16 protein-coding genes are annotated in these 17,326 nt (G+C 59.9%); 10 read left to right on the top strand and 6 right to left on the bottom strand.

Annotation, left to right across the window (positions count from 1 at the left end):
• The first annotated feature begins 8 nt into the window (after positions 1-8).
• The 4 genes from GTP58_RS19225 (at position 9) to GTP58_RS19210 (ending at position 2,493) form a co-directional block, all read left to right on the top strand.
• On the top strand, positions 9-431 hold the full coding sequence (locus GTP58_RS19225; RefSeq protein WP_161078790.1) for a PACE efflux transporter: 423 nt from the start codon (positions 9-11) through the stop codon (positions 429-431).
• Between the two features lie 39 nt (positions 432-470).
• Entirely contained in the window at positions 471-1,769 is a 1,299-nt protein-coding gene (locus tag GTP58_RS19220; RefSeq protein WP_161078789.1) for a M20/M25/M40 family metallo-hydrolase, read from the top strand.
• A 63-nt stretch (positions 1,770-1,832) separates the two neighbouring features.
• Complete coding sequence (locus GTP58_RS19215; RefSeq protein ID WP_161078788.1) at positions 1,833-2,096, top strand: AbrB/MazE/SpoVT family DNA-binding domain-containing protein; 264 nt, start codon at positions 1,833-1,835, stop codon at positions 2,094-2,096.
• Positions 2,029-2,493, top strand: coding sequence for a type II toxin-antitoxin system VapC family toxin (locus GTP58_RS19210; protein ID WP_161078787.1), 465 nt, complete (start codon positions 2,029-2,031; stop codon positions 2,491-2,493). The genes GTP58_RS19215 and GTP58_RS19210 overlap by 68 nt, the downstream gene beginning before the upstream one ends.
• Before the next feature lie 4 nt (positions 2,494-2,497).
• Here GTP58_RS19210 and GTP58_RS19205 read toward each other — a convergent pair whose 3' ends face one another.
• Genes GTP58_RS19205 through aceE form a run of 4 tightly spaced genes read right to left on the bottom strand, consistent with a single transcriptional unit; the run spans position 2,498 to position 9,035 of the window.
• Positions 2,498-2,821, bottom strand: coding sequence for a TfoX/Sxy family protein (locus GTP58_RS19205; protein ID WP_161078786.1), 324 nt, complete (start codon positions 2,819-2,821; stop codon positions 2,498-2,500).
• Between the two features lie 54 nt (positions 2,822-2,875).
• Complete coding sequence (gene lpdA / locus GTP58_RS19200) at positions 2,876-4,657, bottom strand: dihydrolipoyl dehydrogenase (protein WP_161078785.1); 1,782 nt, start codon at positions 4,655-4,657, stop codon at positions 2,876-2,878.
• A 9-nt stretch (positions 4,658-4,666) separates the two neighbouring features.
• Positions 4,667-6,325 (bottom strand): dihydrolipoyllysine-residue acetyltransferase, encoded by a 1,659-nt coding sequence (gene aceF, locus GTP58_RS19195; protein ID WP_161078784.1) that lies wholly within the window; start codon positions 6,323-6,325, stop codon positions 4,667-4,669.
• A gap of 19 nt (positions 6,326-6,344) precedes the next feature.
• Positions 6,345-9,035 (bottom strand): pyruvate dehydrogenase (acetyl-transferring), homodimeric type, encoded by a 2,691-nt coding sequence (gene aceE, locus GTP58_RS19190; protein WP_161078783.1) that lies wholly within the window; start codon positions 9,033-9,035, stop codon positions 6,345-6,347.
• 260 nt (positions 9,036-9,295) lie between these two features.
• Here aceE and folD point away from each other — a divergent pair, with 260 nt between their 5' ends.
• The 5 genes from folD to GTP58_RS19165 all read left to right on the top strand — a co-directional run bounded on the left by folD (position 9,296) and on the right by GTP58_RS19165 (position 14,526).
• The gene (gene folD, locus GTP58_RS19185; protein ID WP_072787742.1) at positions 9,296-10,144 is read left to right on the top strand and encodes a bifunctional methylenetetrahydrofolate dehydrogenase/methenyltetrahydrofolate cyclohydrolase FolD; all 849 of its coding nucleotides are present in this window, start codon (positions 9,296-9,298) and stop codon (positions 10,142-10,144) included.
• A 103-nt stretch (positions 10,145-10,247) separates the two neighbouring features.
• Positions 10,248-12,326 (top strand): M3 family metallopeptidase, encoded by a 2,079-nt coding sequence (locus tag GTP58_RS19180; RefSeq protein WP_161078782.1) that lies wholly within the window; start codon positions 10,248-10,250, stop codon positions 12,324-12,326.
• A gap of 80 nt (positions 12,327-12,406) precedes the next feature.
• Positions 12,407-12,838 (top strand): DNA polymerase III subunit chi, encoded by a 432-nt coding sequence (locus GTP58_RS19175; protein WP_072787748.1) that lies wholly within the window; start codon positions 12,407-12,409, stop codon positions 12,836-12,838.
• Positions 12,835-13,212 carry a hypothetical protein gene (locus tag GTP58_RS19170; RefSeq protein WP_072787751.1) on the top strand — a complete coding sequence of 126 codons (378 nt, stop codon included), beginning with the start codon at positions 12,835-12,837 and terminating at the stop codon, positions 13,210-13,212. The genes GTP58_RS19175 and GTP58_RS19170 overlap by 4 nt, the downstream gene beginning before the upstream one ends.
• 177 nt (positions 13,213-13,389) lie before the next feature.
• Positions 13,390-14,526: a branched-chain amino acid ABC transporter substrate-binding protein gene (locus GTP58_RS19165; protein ID WP_072787753.1), complete on the top strand. Its 1,137-nt coding sequence runs from the start codon at positions 13,390-13,392 to the stop codon at positions 14,524-14,526.
• Positions 14,527-14,595: 69 nt separating this feature from the next.
• On the opposite strand, the gene GTP58_RS19160 is transcribed toward GTP58_RS19165, so the two are convergent.
• Positions 14,596-14,916, bottom strand: a complete 321-nt coding sequence (locus GTP58_RS19160; RefSeq protein ID WP_072787755.1) for a c-type cytochrome — start codon at positions 14,914-14,916, stop codon at positions 14,596-14,598.
• Between the two features lie 141 nt (positions 14,917-15,057).
• Here GTP58_RS19160 and GTP58_RS19155 point away from each other — a divergent pair, with 141 nt between their 5' ends.
• Complete coding sequence (locus GTP58_RS19155; RefSeq protein ID WP_072787758.1) at positions 15,058-15,279, top strand: TIGR04438 family Trp-rich protein; 222 nt, start codon at positions 15,058-15,060, stop codon at positions 15,277-15,279.
• Positions 15,280-15,351: 72 nt separating this feature from the next.
• Here the strand turns inward: GTP58_RS19155 and ilvD are convergent, their stop codons facing one another.
• A complete protein-coding gene (ilvD, locus tag GTP58_RS19150) occupies positions 15,352-17,214 on the bottom strand; it encodes a dihydroxy-acid dehydratase (protein WP_161078781.1) in 1,863 nt (620 codons plus the stop codon).
• Positions 17,215-17,326: the final 112 nt, after the last annotated feature.

Raw genomic sequence — 17,326 nt, 5'->3', positions numbered from 1 at the left:
GAAATATCATGCAAGGTTTGAAACGCAAAATCGTCTACGTCTCCCTGTTCGAGTTGATCGCCATCGCGCTGACCAGTAGCGCCCTGATGCTCCTCGCTGGCTCGGAGCCTGGCCATGCTGGCGCCGCCGCCGTTGCTTCCTCGATGCTGGCGATTATCTGGAACTTCATTTTCAACGGGATTTTCGAATCCTGGGAAGCGCGCCAGCCTACGCGTGGCCGCAACTGGAAACGCCGCGTCGCCCACGCCATCGGCTTTGAGGGCGGCCTGGTACTGGCCATCGTGCCGCTGTTCGCGTGGTGGCTCGACATCTCGCTGTGGGAAGCGCTGGTGCTGGACATGGGCCTGCTGGTGTTCTTCATGGTCTACACCTATGTGTTCACGCTCGCCTTCGACCGCATCTTCGGCTTGCCCGCATCGGCGCAAGGCTAGGCTACAATCAGCGGCATACCACCTACGGAGGAATGCCGCATGAAGTTGAAACCGTTCGCTTTCGCAGTTCTGGCCCTGACGTTAGGCGCGGCGCGCGCTGATGGGCTCTCGCCTCTTGAGCAGAAAATTGTCGCCGAAGTGAAAGCGCATTCGGAGCAAGGCTTGCAGCTGCTGGAGCGCTCGGTCAATATCAATAGCGGCACCATGAATCACGACGGCGTGCGCGCCGTCGGCAAAGTCTTTGGCGAGCAGTTCGAGCAACTGGGTTTCAAGACCCGCTGGTCGGAGATGCCGGCTGCGATGCAGCGTGCCGGCCACCTGATCGCCACGCGTGAAGGCAAGCAAGGCAAGCGCCTGCTGCTGATCGGCCATCTCGATACCGTGTTTGAAAAGGACAGCCCTGTGCAGCTGTGGCAGCGCAATGGCGACCGTGTGCGCGGCCAGGGTGTCAATGACATGAAGGGCGGCGACGTCATCATCGTCGAAGCGCTGCGCGCCTTGCAGCGCGTGGGCGCGCTGGACAACACCAGCATCACCGTCGTCTTCAGCGGCGATGAGGAAAACGCTGGCGATCCGATTGAAGTCTCGCGCGCGGACATGGTGAACGCCGCCAAACGCAGCGACATCGCCCTCGCCTTCGAGGCCACGGTGCGCAACAAGGACGGCAAGGATACCGGCACCATCGGCCGCCGCGCCTCATCGTCGTGGGAATTGAAAGTCACGGGCAAGCAAGGACACTCCAGCGGTATCTTTACGGAGGGCGCGGGCTATGGCGCTATCTACGAAGCTGCGCGCATTGTGGATGGCTTCCGCCAGCAGGTGGCGGAGCAGGATCTGACCTTCAGCCCGGGCCTGATCGTCGGCGGTACGGACGCCAGCACCAACGCGCTGGGCACCACTGGGCAGGCGGCCGGCAAGACCAACGTCATCTCGCGCACCGCGACGGTGGAAGGCGACCTGCGCTACCTGAGCTACGAACAGCGCGACCGCGCGCACGCGAAGATGAAAGCCATCGTCGCACAAAACCTGCCGGGCACCAGCGCCAGCATCAGCTTCCATGACGCCTATCCGCCGATGTCGCCAACGCCGGGCAATCTGGCTGTGCTGAAAGTGTATTCGCAAGCCAGCCGGGACGCAGGCCTGGGCGAGATCCCTGCCCTGCCACCAGGCCAGCGCGGCGCAGGCGACGTACAGTTCGTCGCGCCGCTGCTGGACAGCCTGGATGGCCTGGGCGCCACCGGCAACGGCGCCCACTCACCCGACGAAGACCTGGAAATCGCCTCGATCGAACGCGCCACCATCCGCACCGCCATCCTGCTGTACCGTCTGACACGTTAAGCCTGGATCAATCCCTGCAAAAACAGTGAGTGCTACCATGGCTGAATCTATCCGGAGGACGCCATGGAAATTTTTTCAGTAGTCAATAGCGATGGTACTGTCAGCATCCCCAAAGAGATCCTCGAAACCTATGGCATCGCAGCAGGGGCAAAGGTCGATTGTCTCATCAATGGACGCCAGCTTGAAATGAGGATCATGGGCACAAAGCTGCCCTCCCCTAAAACCAAGTTAGTCAGCGGTTACGGCATGGTGAAGGTCAATGGACCATCCGTATCCGTTGATTTTGATGCTGCGGAACTCTTCCAAAATGATAGGTCTGGATACTAACGTCCTCGCCCGCTACTACATAGATGACAGCACTGATATTGAAGCACAGCGACAGCGGCCAGCAGCACAACGCCTGATTGACTCCGGCCAGTCGCTCGCTGTATGCAAGACTGTGATCGTCGAACTGGAGTGGCTGATGCGAGGCAGGTACAACATGAGCCCAGCGATGATCATTGCTGTGTACCAGCACATGTTGAGTTTGACGCACTTGGCGATAGAAGACCGGCTGGCACTCACTCAGGCACTGGCAAACTACCAGCTAGGAATAGCTTTTACCGATGCACTCCATCATGCCAGCTACCGCACGTACGACTCTATGGTTACGTTTGATGACCGCAAATTTGCGCGACGCATCGCAGCGTTGGGATTGCATCCGCCGGTCATCGTTCTGCGCTAGAAACTCAAGCGGCAGTTTCGATGGCGCGGCGAGACCAGGCCAGCAGCTGTTCTGTGTCGTCCAGCAGGAATTCGGGCGCAGTGTAGAACTTGCGCACGGTGACCTCGCCCTTCTTGGTCATGTATTTGAACGGCTGCGCGCCTTCTGCTTCAAATTCAGGACGCGTAATGTCGCTGACGCGCAGGTAGAGCGTGCTGCCGATGATCCATGCAAACTGATTGCCGTGATATTTGATATCGCGGCCGCCGAAAAATGGTCCCGTACTCAGGAAGCCAAGCGGCGCAAGCTGTTCTTCGATGTAACTGACAAATTCCTTGTTCGCTGACATGCACGTCTCCAGATAAAAAAAGCCGGGAACTCGTCCCGGCTTTCATGATACTGCTTAGCGCTTGCGCGGCGGTGGCAAATCGGTGCAGACGCCTTCATAGACTTCTGCGGCCATGCCGATCGACTCGCCCAGCGTCGGGTGCGGGTGGATCGTCTTGCCGATGTCGGTGCCATCGCAGCCCATCTCGATTGCCAGCGCGATCTCGCCGATCATATCGCCAGCGTGGGTGCCGACGATGGTGCCGCCGATAATGCGGTGGGTCTCAGCGTCGAACAGCAGCTTGGTGAAGCCTTCCGCACGGCCGTTGGCCACAGCGCGGCCACTGGCTGCCCAAGGGAAGTGGCCCTTTTCGACCTTGATGCCCTTGGCTTTCGCTTCGTCTTCAGTGATGCCGGCCCACGCCACTTCCGGATCGGTGTAGGCCACCGATGGAATCACCTTCACATCGAAGTGCGACTTCTGGCCCGCAGCCGCTTCCGCCGCGACGTGGCCTTCGTGCACCGCCTTGTGCGCCAGCATAGGCTGGCCCACCAGGTCGCCGATGGCGAAGATGTTCGGCACGTTGGTGCGCATCTGGCTGTCGACCGGAATGAAGCCACGGTCGGTTACCGCCACACCTGCCTTGTCGGCAGCGATCTTCTTGCCGTTCGGGCTGCGGCCCACTGCCACCAGCACCAGGTCGTAGACCTGTGGTGCAGGCGCAGCTGCGCCAGCTTCCGCTGCTTCGAACGTGACCTTGATCCCTTCCGGCAGCGCTTCAACGCCAACAGTTTTGGTCTTGGTCATGATGTGGTCGAAGCGGGCTTCGTTGTACTTCTGCCAGACCTTGACGGCATCGCGGTCCGCGCCCTGCATCAGGCCATCCATCATTTCGACCACGTCGATGCGCGCGCCGAAGGTGGAGTACACGGTGGCCATTTCCAGGCCGATGATGCCGCCGCCGATCACCAGCATGCGCTTGGGGATCTGGCGCAGTTCCAGCGCGCCGGTCGAATCGACGATGCGTGGATCTTCCGGTACGAACGGCAGTTTCACGACCGACGAACCGGCAGCGATGATGGCCTGCTTGAACTGCACCACTTTCTTGCTGCCGTCCTTGGCGGTGACTTCGATGTGGTTCGCGCTCAGGAACTGGCCAACGCCGGTGACGACTTGCGTCTTGCGTGCCTTGGCCATGCCGGCCAGACCGCCGGTCATGTTCTTGATGACGCCTTCCTTGTACTTGCGTACCTGGTCGATGTCGATGGCCGGTTTGGCGAAGGTCACGCCGGTGTTGGACATGTGCGAGGTTTCGTCGATCACGGACGCCACGTGCAGCAGTGCTTTCGATGGGATGCAACCCACGTTCAGGCACACGCCGCCCAGCGTTTCGTAACGTTCAACGATGACGGTATTCAGGCCCAGGTCCGCCGCGCGGAAGGCAGCCGAGTAACCGCCAGGACCGCCGCCCAGCACCATCATGTCGCAGTCGATGTCGACCTGGCCGGTGTAGCTGCTACCGGCTGGCGCAACGATCGGCGCTGGCGCTGCAGCTGGCGCAGGGGCCGGTGCAGCAGCAGCCGGCGATGGCGCAGCGGCGGCTGGGGCAGCAGCAGCGCCGTCGGTGGCTTCCACCACCAGCAGCGTCACGCCTTCCTTGACCTTGTCGCCCACCTTGACGCGCAGTTCCTTCACCACGCCGCCATGTGTCGACGGGATTTCCATGCTGGCTTTGTCCGATTCCACGGTAATCAGCGACTGATCAACCTTGATCGTGTCGCCAACCTTGACCATCACTTCGATTACTTCTACTTCCGCGAAGTCGCCGATATTCGGCACTTTTACTTCTGTGCTCATAGTGGCTCCTTACAGCAGAATTTTACGCATGTCGCCGAGCACTTCGCTCAGGTACACGGAGAAGCGCGCGCCCATCGCGCCGTCGACCACGCGGTGGTCGTAGGACAGCGAGGTGCCCATCAGCAGGCGTGGCTGGAAGGCCTTGCCATCCCACACTGGCTTGAGCGATGCCTTGGACAGGCCCAGGATCGCCACTTCCGGCGCGTTGACGATCGGCGTGAAGTGCGTGCCGCCAATGCCGCCCAGCGACGAAATGGTGAAGGTCGCACCTTGCATATCGGTCGGTTTCAGCTTGCCTTCGCGCGCTTGCAGCGACAGCTCGGTCATTTCCTTGGCGATCTGCGTGACCGATTTCTGGTCAGCGTTTTTGATCACTGGGACCACCAGGCCATTCGGCGTATCCGCTGCGAAGCCGATGTTGTAGTACTTCTTCAGTATCAGGTTCTCGCCCTTTTCGTCCAGCGACGAATTGAAGGTCGGGAATTTCTTCAACGCGGCCACCGATGCCTTGATCACGAACGCCAGCATGGTCAGCTTGGTCGCGTCCTTATTCTTGGCGGTAGCGGCGTTCGATTCAACGCGGAACGCTTCCAGGTCGGTGATGTCGGCATCGTCGAACTGCGTGACGTGCGGGATCTGTACCCAGTTGCGGTGCAGGTTAGGACCGGAGATCTTCTTGATACGCGACAGCGGCAGCAGTTCGGTTTCGCCGAATTTGCTGAAGTCCAGCGACGGCCATGGCAGCACGCTGAAGTTACCGCCACCGCCAACCGCACCACCAGCAGCTGCGCCAGCAGGCGAAGCCACGGTACCAGCCATCACACCTTTGACGAAGTTCTGCACGTCCAGCTGGGTGATGCGGCCTTTAGGACCGGAACCAGGCACCTTGCCCAGGTCCACACCCAGTTCGCGGGCGAACTTGCGGATCGATGGCGAAGCGTGCGCCAGTTTGCCGGTCTGCACGGAGCCTTGCGATGCGGCCGGGGCGGCGGCAGCAGGAGCAGCAGCTGGTGCAGGCGATGGCGCCGCAGCGGCAACTGGTGCAGCGGCCGGTGCTGGAGCCGAGGCTGCAGCAGCAGGTGCGGCAGCGCCGGTGGCTTCAACCACAAACACCAGCGAACCCATGGCAACCTTGTCGCCAACCTTGACCTTCACTTCCTTCACCACGCCGGCGTGCGACGATGGGATTTCCATGCTGGCCTTGTCCGATTCAACGGTCAGCAGCGACTGGTCGACCTTGATGGTATCGCCAACCTTGACCATGACTTCGATGACTTCCACTTCCTTGAAGTCGCCGATGTCCGGCACTTTGATATCGACCGGGCCGGCAGCAGCGGCTGGCGCAGCAGCCGGCGCTTGTGCAGATGCCGGCGCGGCAGCCGCAGGGGCCGGTGCAGGAGCGGCGGCGGCAGGAGCGGCAGCAGCAGCGCCCTCACCTTCCAGCAGCAGTACCAGCGAACCCATGGCCACCTTGTCGCCCACCTTGACCTTGATCTCTTTGACCACGCCAGCGGCGGACGAAGGAATCTCCATCGACGCCTTATCCGATTCAACGGTAATCAGCGACTGGTCTACCTTGATGGTGTCGCCGACCTTGATCATCACTTCGATGATCTCAACTTCCTTGAAATCACCGATATCCGGGACTTTAACTTCCACAATGCTCATAGCGTTTGCTCCGTTCTAATTATTGGGTCACCGGATTTGGCTTGTTCGGATCGAGGTTGTACTTGGTCACAGCTTGCTCCACGACCTTCACATCGATCTTACCTTCTTCTGCCAGCGATTTCAGCGCAGCGACCACGATGTAGTAGCGGTTCACTTCGAAGAACTCACGCAGCGCGGCGCGGGTGTCCGAGCGGCCGAAACCATCGGTACCCAGCACACGGTAGGTGCGGTCTTTCGGAATGAAGGCACGGATCTGTTCAGCAAACGCGCGCATGTAGTCGGTGGTGGCCACGATAGGACCCGAGGTATCCTTCAGCAGTTGCGTCACGTACGGCACGCGCTGCTCTTTGGCCGGGTTCACCAGGTTCCAGCGCTCGGCATCCTGGCCGTCACGCGCCACCAGCGTCAGCGACGGTGCAGACCAGACGTCAGCGGCGATGTCCCAGTCCTTCTGCAGCAGCTCCGCAGCGAAGATCGATTCACGCAGGATGGTGCCCGAGCCGATCAGCTGTACGCGCTGCTTGGCTTTCTTGTCGCCTTCCTGCAGCAGGTACATACCTTTCAGGATGCCCTCTTCCTGGCCTGGCTTGATGCCTGGGTGAGCGTAGTTCTCGTTCATGATGGTGATGTAGTAGAACACGTCTTCCTGTTCTTCCACCATGCGGCGCATACCGTCCTGGATAATCACTGCGACCTCGTGACCGAAGGTCGGGTCGTACGGCATGCAGTTCGGCACAGCGGCAGCGAACAGATGGCTATGGCCGTCTTCGTGCTGCAGGCCTTCGCCGTTCAGCGTGGTACGGCCAGCGGTGCCGCCCATCAGGAAGCCACGGGCACGCATGTCGGCAGCAGCCCATACCAGGTCGCCGATACGCTGCATACCAAACATCGAGTAGTAGGTATAGAACGGGATCATCACGCGGTTGTTGGTCGAGTACGACGTCGCCGCAGCGATCCACGAGCTCATACCACCGGCTTCATTGATACCTTCTTGCAGGATCTGGCCGGCCTTGTCTTCGCGGTAGTACATCACCTGGTCTTTGTCGACTGGCTCGTACAACTGGCCTTGCTGGTTGAAGATACCAACCTGGCGGAACAGGCCTTCCATACCGAAGGTACGCGATTCATCCACCAGCACTGGCACGATACGTGGGCCAACGCTAGGATCTTTCAGCAGCGTGGTCAGAATACGCACATAGGTCTGGGTCGACGATACTTCACGGCCTTCTGCGGTGGCATCCAGCACGTTCTGGAACGCGCTCAGTGGCGGCACGGTCAGTTTTTCGTCCGCCTGTGGGCGACGGGCCGGCAGGTAGCCGCCCAGCGCAGCGCGGCGCTCGTGCAGGTACTTGATCTCTGGCGAATCATCCGCCGGTTTGTAGAACGGAATGTCGGCCAGCTTGTCGTCCGGGATAGGGATCGAGTAGCGGTCGCGCATTTCGCGCACAGCTTCGTCGGTCAGCTTCTTGGTGTTGTGCGCGGTGTTGCGCGCTTCGCCGTGCTTGCCCATGCCGAAGCCCTTGATGGTTTTCACCAGCAGGACGGTCGGTTGGCCCTTGTGTTCCTGTGCGACCTTGAATGCAGCGTAGATCTTGTGCGGATCGTGGCCGCCACGGGTCAGGCGCCAGATGTCGTCGTCGGTCATGTTGGCAACCATCTCCAGCAGCTTTGGATGCTTGCCGAAGAAGTGCTTGCGCACGTAGGCGCCGTCTTTGGCCTTGTAGTTCTGGTATTCGCCGTCGACGGTTTCCATCATCACTTTGCGCAGGATGCCTTCCTTGTCCTGTTTCAGCAGGGCGTCCCAGCCTGGGCCCCAGATGACTTTGACCACGTTCCAGCCGGCGCCGCGGAAGTCCGCTTCCAGCTCTTGAATGATCTTGCCGTTGCCGCGTACCGGACCGTCCAGGCGCTGCAGGTTGCAGTTGACGACGATGACCAGGTTGTCCAGCTTTTCGCGCGCAGCCATGCCGATGGCGCCCAGCGATTCCGGTTCGTCCATCTCGCCGTCGCCGCAGAATGCCCAGACTTTACGGTCGGTGGTGTCAGCGATCGAGCGTGCGTGCAGATACTTCAGGAAGCGCGCCTGATAGATTGCCATCAGCGGGCCGAGGCCCATCGACACGGTCGGGAACTGCCAGAAGTTCGGCATCAGTTTCGGGTGCGGATACGACGACAGACCCTTGCCATCGACTTCGCGACGGTAATGGGTCAGTTGTTCTTCGGTCAGGCGGCCTTCCAGGAACGCGCGGGCGTAGACGCCTGGCGAGGAGTGGCCCTGGATGTACAGCAGGTCGCCGCCGTGGGTGTCGCTCGGCGCTTTCCAGAAGTGGTTGAAGCCGATGCCCAGCATGTTGGCCAGCGAGGCGAACGAGGACAGGTGGCCACCGAGGTCGCCGTCAACGCGGTTGGCCTTGACCACCATGGCCATGGCGTTCCAGCGCATCCACGAGCGCAGCTTCTCTTCGTATTCCAGATTGCCCGGGCAGTGGGTTTCCAGGTGCGCAGGAATAGTATTGACGTAAGCAGTATTTGCGGAGAACGGAATGTCGGAACCGCTTTGGCGGGCCAGATCAATCAGACGCTCCATCAGGTAATGAGCACGTTCAGGACCCTCTTGCTCCAACACGGCGGCCAGTGCGTCCAGCCATTCTTTGGTTTCTTGTGCATCAGGGTCGGTGTTTGCCGTTACCTGGTTTTCTACTGCTGACATGTGAAGTCTCCTGAGTTGAGGTGCCCGAACCATGCGGCTTTCGGGATAAGAGTTCGCTGATTATTTACTAATACTTTAATGACGTGTGGGGATTCTAGCAGCGATTTTAGGCTTTTTCAAATTGCGATAAGACATTCCATATTATGAAATAACACCATGAAAAACTTGTGCAGCGCAACATGCGCGTATCGTGGAAAACGAGGCGGGATGCGCCTTGCGGCCTTATAATCTCGTTTTCCCTCTACCACCTTGTGTAAATCATGCCAGCTCAACTGATCGACGGAGTCGCCCTCTCTAAAAAACTGCGTGCTGAAATTGCTGCACGTGCTGCCGCCCTCACCGCCAAAGGCAAACAGCCTGGTCTGGCGGTGATTATTGTTGGCGACGACCCTGCCAGCCATGTGTATGTGCGCAACAAGGTCAAGGCTTGCGAAGATGCCGGTTTTTACTCGCTCAAGGAAGAATACCCGGCCGACCTGACCGAAGCCGCGCTGTTGGAGCGCATCGCCTCGCTCAACGCCGATCCGGCGATTCACGGCATCCTGGTGCAAATGCCGCTGCCTAAACACATCAACGCACACAAGGTGATCGAGGCGATTTCGGTCAAGAAGGACGTGGACGGCTACGCCGTGCTGAGCGCCGGCGAGCTGATGACCGGCCTGGACGGCTTCCGTCCCTGCACCCCATACGGCTGCATGAAACTCATCGAAAGCACCGGCGTCGACCTGCGCGGCAAGCATGCGGTGGTGATCGGCCGCAGCAACACGGTGGGCAAGCCAATGGCGCTGCTGCTCTTGCAAGCCAACGCTACCGTCACCATCTGCCATAGTGCGACCCCGGACATCGGCGTGTACACGCGCCAGGCGGACGTGGTCGTGGCCGCAACCGGCCGCCGCAACACCCTGACTGCTGATATGGTGAAACCCGGCGCGATCGTGATCGACGTCGGTATCAACCGCAATGAAGAAGGCAAGCTGTGCGGCGACGTCGACTTCGACGGCATCAAGGAAGTGGCATCGCACATCACCCCGGTACCGGGCGGTGTGGGTCCGATGACCATTACCATGCTGCTCATGAACACGGTAGAAGCGGCCGAGCGCACCGCTTAACCCCTGACGGCAGGGGTCTGACCCCGTACGGGGTCAGACCCCAGTAGGCGGTGTGCGGGGTAAAACTGTGCAGCACACGCACGTAAATTAACTGGATCTGACAATGACTATAGACGCTACCAACCCCCTGCTCGATTTTTCGGGTCTGCCACGTTTCGACGCCATCAAACCGGAGCACGTCACACCGGCCATCGATGACCTGCTGGTCAAGAGCCGCGCCGTGGTCGAACAGCTGCAAGCACCTTCGGATACGGTCAGCTGGGACAGCTTTGTCACGCCGCTGGAAAACGCCACCGAATTGCTGGGCCGCGCCTGGGGTATCGTCAGTCATCTCAACAACGTGGTGGACACGCCGGAACTGCGCGCCGTCTACAACGAGAACCAGCCCAAGGTCACCGAATTCTGGACCGAACTGGGCCAGAACGAAGCCCTGTTCGCCAAATACAAAGCGCTGCGCGCCTCGGCCGAATTCAACACGCTGACGCCCGCCCGCAAGCGCATCATTGAAAACGCCATCCGCGATTTCCGCATGGGCGGCGCCGAACTGCCGGAAGACAAAAAGCCGCGCTTCGCCGCCATCCAGGAAGAACACGCGATGACCTCCACGCGCTTCTCGGAAAACGTGCTGGACGCCACCAACGACTACAAGCTGCTGGTGACCGACGAAGCCGACCTGGCCGGCCTGCCGGACGACGTCAAGGCCGCCGCACGCGCTGCCGCTGAAAAAGAAAACAAGCAAGGCTGGGAATTCTCGCTGCACTTCCCGTCCTACTACCCTATCCTGCAATTCGCCGACAAGCGCGCGCTGCGCGAAACCATCTACCGTGCCAATGCCACCAAGGCGTCCGAGCAAGGCGATGTCTTCAGCAAAAAAGAGGACTGGGACAATACGCAAAACATCGTCACGCTGCTGAAGCTGCGCGAAGAAGAAGCGCAGCTACTGGGCTACAAAAACTTCGCCGAAGTATCGCTGGTGCCGAAGATGGCCAAGTCGCCTGACGAAGTCATCGCCTTCCTGGAAGACCTGGCCAAACGCGCGCGTCCGTTCGCGGAAAAAGACCTGGCCGAACTGAAGCAATTCGCCAAGGACGAGCTGGGCATTGAAGACCTCAAAGCCTGGGACATCCCGTACGCATCGGAGAAGCTGCAGGAACGCCGCTACGCCTTCTCCGCACAGGAAGTGAAGCAGTACTTCCCGGAGCACAAAGTCGTTGACGGCCTGTTCCATCTGATCCAGAACCTGTTCAACGTCGAGATCAAAACCGACGACGCACCGGTCTGGCACAAGGACGTACGCTTCTACCGCATCGAACGCAACGGCAAGCTGATCGGCCAGTTCTACCTGGACCTGTACGCACGTCCGGGCAAGAGCGGCGGCGCCTGGATGGACGATGCCCGCGGCCGCCGCGCCGACGCCACCAATGTGCAAACCCCAGTGGCCTACCTGACCTGCAACTTCACCGAGCCTGCGGTGGTCGATGGCGTCACCCGGCCATCGCTGTTCACGCACGATGAAGTAACCACGCTGTTCCACGAATTCGGCCACGGCCTGCACCACATGCTGACGCAGGTCGATGAGCTGGGCGTATCCGGCATCTCGGGCGTGGAATGGGATGCGGTCGAGCTGCCATCGCAGTTCATGGAAAACTTCTGCTGGGAATGGGAAGTGCTGGAACACATGACCGCGCACGCTGTCACGGGTGAGCCACTGCCGCGCGCGCTGTACGACAAGATGCTGGCCGCCAAGAACTATCAGTCCGGCCTGCAGACGCTGCGCCAGGTCGAATTCTCGCTGCTGGACATGCACCTGCACTACGACTACGACGCCAGCACCGGTAAGACCGTACAGCAATTGATCGACGAAGTGCGCAGCAAATTCTCGCTGGTGATCCCGCCATCGTTCAACCGCTTCCAGAATTCCTTCGGCCACATCTTCGCGGGCGGTTATGCAGCAGGTTACTACAGCTACAAGTGGGCAGAAGTATTGTCCGCCGATGCCTACGCTGCATTTGAGGAAGCACAGAAACTGGGGCCGGCCGCCGTGTCGGAAACCGGTAAACGCTACCTTGCGGAAATTCTGTCAGTCGGTGGCTCCCGCCCTGCACTGGAATCGTTCACCGCCTTCCGCGGCCGTGAGCCGAGCATCGACGCACTGCTGCGCCATAGCGGCATGGCCGCGTAACAAATCTCCACGCCGGAAGCCGCACGGTAGCAACATCGATGCCAGCGGTTTCCGGCGTTTTCGCATACACTGGATTCACCATGACCCGCATCGACTTCCACACCAATGTCCCGGACAAACTCGCCTATGCCTGCCGCCTCGTGCGCAAGGCCTGGGCCGCGAACAACCGCGTGGTGCTGATGACGGAAGATGCGCAGCAACTGGCAGAACTTGACGCGGCAATGTGGACATTTTCCGCGACCGACTTCCTGCCGCACGTGCTCGCCGATGATGCGCTGGCAACGCAGACGCCGATCCTGCTGACGGACAATGATGAGGCGGAATTACCACACACACACAAAGAATTATTGGTCAATTTGTCGCGCCGCACGCCACGTAACGTGACACAGTTTGCGCGCATGATCGAAGTGATTTCCTCGCAAGAGGATGATGCGGCTGCCGGCCGCAAGCGTTATGTCGCATACAAGCAGCAAGACTATCCACTGACCCACTTTGTCGCAGGAAAATCATGAGCCAAGCATCGTTTGACGCAAGTATCCCTGTCTTGACGGAAGTACTCAAAGCGGAGCCGCTGAGCGACGAGGGCGCACCACCGCCCCCTATCTCGGCTGCGGAACAACTGGAAGCGGACGCCATCGACGGCTGGACCGATGCGGAATGGGCGGTCATGGAACACCGCTTGTCGGTACGCATCATGCACCAGCTGCAGTCGCGCGTGGATTTTGTGCTGGAGCAGCGCATCAAGGACAGCATGGCCGAAGTACTGAGCCATGCCTTGCATGATCTGACCAACGAAATCCGCATTGGCCTGCATGACACCATCGAGAAGATTGTGTCGCGCGCCGTCGCCCAGGAACTGACCCATCTGCAAGCGCAGAAAAAGTAAGCCCCGCCCTCCCGATCCGTGCCCATGCTGGTGCACGGATCGCACCTCCCCGAAGCATCCCTGCATCAAATCAGGGAAACGCTCCAAAAAAGTACAAAACTCCACGTTTCCAGCTTTGCGCCAGGAATAATTTGTTGTACCTTGGTGGCCTTGAATACAAACTATTGGAGATCGCCCATGCAGTTCAAGTTCATTCCACTCGCCATCGCCCTGGCATTTGCCGGCAGCGCCGGTGCGCAGGAAATCATCAAGATTGGCCACGTCGCGCCGGTCTCCGGTCCCTCCGCGCACCTTGGCAAGGACAATGAAAACGGCGCCAAAATGGCGATCGAGGAATTGAACGCCAAGGGCATCAAGATCGATGGCAAGCCGGTCAAATTTGTGCTGCAACTGGAAGACGATGGCGGCGACCCCAAGCAAGGCACGGCGGTCGCGCAGAAACTGGTGGACGCCAAGGTCAACGGCGTGATCGGTCACCTGAACTCCGGCACCTCCATCCCCGCCTCCAAGATTTACTACGACGCCGGCATCCCGCAAATCTCGCCGGCCACCACCCAGACCAAGTACACGCAGCAGGGCTTCAACTCGACCTTCCGCGTGGTCGCCAATGACGCCAAGCTCGGCGGTGCATTGGGCGGCTACGCGGTCGGCAAGATGGGCGCCACGAAGATCGCCGTCATCGATGACCGTACCGCTTACGGCCAGGGCGTCGCCGAAGAATTCGTCAAAGGCGCCAAGAAGGCGCAGCCAGGCGTGCAGATCGTCGCCAAGGAATTCACCACCGACAAAGCCACCGACTTCAACGCCATCCTGACCACCATCCGCGGCAAGAATCCGGACCTGGTGTTCTTCGGTGGCATGGACTCGGTCGGCGGCCCGCTGCTGCGCCAGATGAAGGCGCTGGGCATCAAAGCCAAGTTCGTGAGCGGTGATGGCACTTGCACGGAATCGCTGCCGAAGCTGGCGGGCGTTGCTGCAGTGACCGGCACCGTGACCTGCGCTGAAGCAGGCGGCGTGACCGGTGACGAGCAGAAGGCCATGGATGATTTCTCGGCGCGCTACCAGAAGAAATACAACGACAACGTGAAGCTGTATGCACCTTACGTCTACGACGCGGTGATGACGATGGCGGCCGCAATGCAGCAGGCGAATTCAGCCCAGCCGGCCAAGTATCTGCCGGTGCTGCAGAAGATCAAATATCAGGGCGTGACCGGCCTGATCTCGTTCGATGCCAAGGGCGACATCAAGGATGGTTCGCTGACGCTGTTCAACTACAACGACGGCAAGAAGACCAAGCAGGAAGTCATCAAATAAAAAAAAGCCCCATCAGCACTGCGCGCGGCCTTGTGCGCGTTCAGGCTGATGGGGCTTTTTACGTCAACTTCATTTCTGAGCCAACACCCATTTCACCAGGGTTTTGGTTTCCGCTTCATTCACCTGCGGATTGGCTGGCATCGGGATCGCACCCCAGACACCCGAGCCGCCCTTCATCACTTTGGCAACCAGCTTGGCTTCGGCATCTTTCTGGCCAGCGTATTTGGCAGCCACATCCTTGTAGGCAGGACCGACCAGCTTGGTGGCGACAGCGTGGCAGGCCATGCAGTTTTTCGCCTTGGCCAGGTCCAGGCCTGGATCAGCCAGCGCGGCCGACGAAGCGAAGGCCGATGCGGCGATTACGCCAACCATCATCAAATTGCGTTTCATTGTGTATTCTCCAGGTTAGTACCGCTAAATTCTGCTAGTCATTCTACCGCTTTTTGCCCTTATGCATTTAACGCTTAAATCAAGGAAAGGTTGACTATTGCCGGAATATTGCTTGTAAGATGGAGGGGAGAGGAGGACATCATGCCGATTATCCTATTAATCGTTGCCCTGTGTGTACTGCGTTACTTTGAGGTCTGGAAGTTTGCGGAGCTGTCCTGGTGGGCCATCGGCGCCATCATGGTACTGGCTTTCCTGTGGTTTGAATTCCTCGAGCCCATGATGGGCTTCGACAAGCGCCGCGCTCATAACGAAGATGAAAAGCGCCGCAAAGACCGCGTCAAGCAGACCTTCGACAAGAAATAAAATCAAACCCGCACGGCGGCCAGAAGGGGTCTGACCCCGTACGGGGTCAGACCCTCGCGTCCGGGTTGCGGGTTAACGCTTCAGCTGCGACAGATCACGTACCGCGCCGCGGTCGGCGGAGGTGGTCAGCGCCGCATACGCTTGCAGCGCTTGCGAAACATAGCGCTCACGGTTGACCGGCTGCCATGCATCCGCACCTTTGACTTCCATCGCTGCGCGGCGGGCGGCCAGCGCCTCATCGCTGATGCGCAGGTTGATGGTGCGGTGAGGGATGTCGATATCGATCATATCGCCCTCCTCCACCAGGCCAATCGCGCCACCTTCCGCCGCTTCCGGCGAAGCATGGCCAATCACCAGGCCCGACGAGCCACCGGAGAAACGGCCATCCGTGAACAGCGCGCAGGCCTTGCCCAGACCTTTCGACTTGATGTACGAGGTTGGATACAGCATCTCCTGCATCCCTGGCCCCCCCTTCGGACCTTCGTAGCGGATGATGACCACATCGCCTTCATGTACGGTGTCACCGAGAATGGCCTCCACCGCCGCATCCTGCGATTCAAACACGCGCGCCTTGCCGCTGAACTTCAGGATGCTCTCATCCACGCCTGCGGTCTTCACGATGCAGCCATTCACCGCCAGGTTACCGTACAAGACCGCCAGGCCACCGTCCTGCGAATACGCGTGCTCCTTGTCGCGGATGCAGCCCGCAGCGCGGTCCAGATCCAGCGTGTCATAACGTTCCGCTTGCGAGAACGCCACCTGCGTCGGCACACCGCCTGGCGCGGCGCGGAACAGCTGATGCACGGCCTGATCGTCGCTGCGCTTGATGTCGTTGCGTTCAATCGCCTCCGCCATGGTCGGCGCATGCACGGTAGGACGCGAGGTGTCCAGCAAACCGGCGCGCGCCAGTTCACCCAGGATCGAAATGATGCCGCCCGCGCGGTGCACGTCTTCGATGTGGAACTTGTCCGTCATCGGCGCCACCTTGCACAGGCATGGCACTTTGCGCGAGATGCGGTCGATGTCAGCCATGGTGAAGTCCACGCCCGCTTCGTGCGCTGCGGCCAGCAAGTGCAGCACGGTGTTGGTCGAACCACCCATGGACACATCCAGCGCCATCGCATTTTCAAAGGTCGCCTTGTTGGCGATGGTGCGCGGCAGGATGGAATAGTCGTCCTGCTCGTAGTGACGTTTGGCCAGTTCCACGATCAGACGGCCGGCACGCAGGAACAGCTGCTCGCGGTCCGCATGCGTGGCGACGATGGTGCCGTTACCTGGCAGCGACAGGCCCAGTGCTTCGGTCAGACAGTTCATCGAGTTCGCCGTGAACATGCCCGAGCACGAACCGCAGGTAGGACAGGCCGAACGCTCAATCTCCGCCACATCCGCATCGCTGACCGTGCTGTCGCCGGCCTTGATCATGGCATCCACCAGATCCAGCTTGATGATCTTCTGGCCGCCGTTGACGACCTTGACCACCTTGCCCGCTTCCATCGGGCCGCCCGATACGAAGACTACCGGAATATTCAGGCGCATGGCAGCCATCAGCATGCCCGGCGTGATCTTGTCGCAGTTGGAGATGCAGACCATGGCGTCGGCGCAGTGCGCGTTGACCATGTACTCGACCGAGTCCGCAATCAGGTCGCGCGATGGCAGCGAATACAGCATGCCGCCGTGGCCCATGGCGATGCCGTCATCGACGGCGATGGTGTTGAATTCCTTGGCCACGCCGCCCGCTTTTTCAATCTCGCGCGCCACCAGTTGCCCTAGGTCCTTCAGGTGCACGTGGCCAGGCACGAACTGCGTGAAGGAGTTGACCACGGCGACGATCGGTTTATCGAAGTCGCCGTCTTTCATGCCGGTGGCGCGCCACAGGGCGCGGGCGCCGGCCATGTTGCGGCCGTGGGTGGTGGTGCGGGAACGGTATTGCGGCATGATGTTTCTCCTGGTGTTGCTCGGCTACTAAGGCGAGCTTAAATCTGCTGGCTTAGTCTAGGAGTTTGCGTTGCCCATGCGGCAGTGTCAAATATATGATTTCCACAGCTGT

It is taken from the genome of Duganella sp. CY15W (assembly GCF_009857555.1).
Classification (GTDB): Bacteria; Pseudomonadota; Gammaproteobacteria; order Burkholderiales; family Burkholderiaceae_D; genus Rugamonas; species Rugamonas sacchari.
This window is presented reverse-complemented; position numbering and strand designations above follow the sequence as displayed.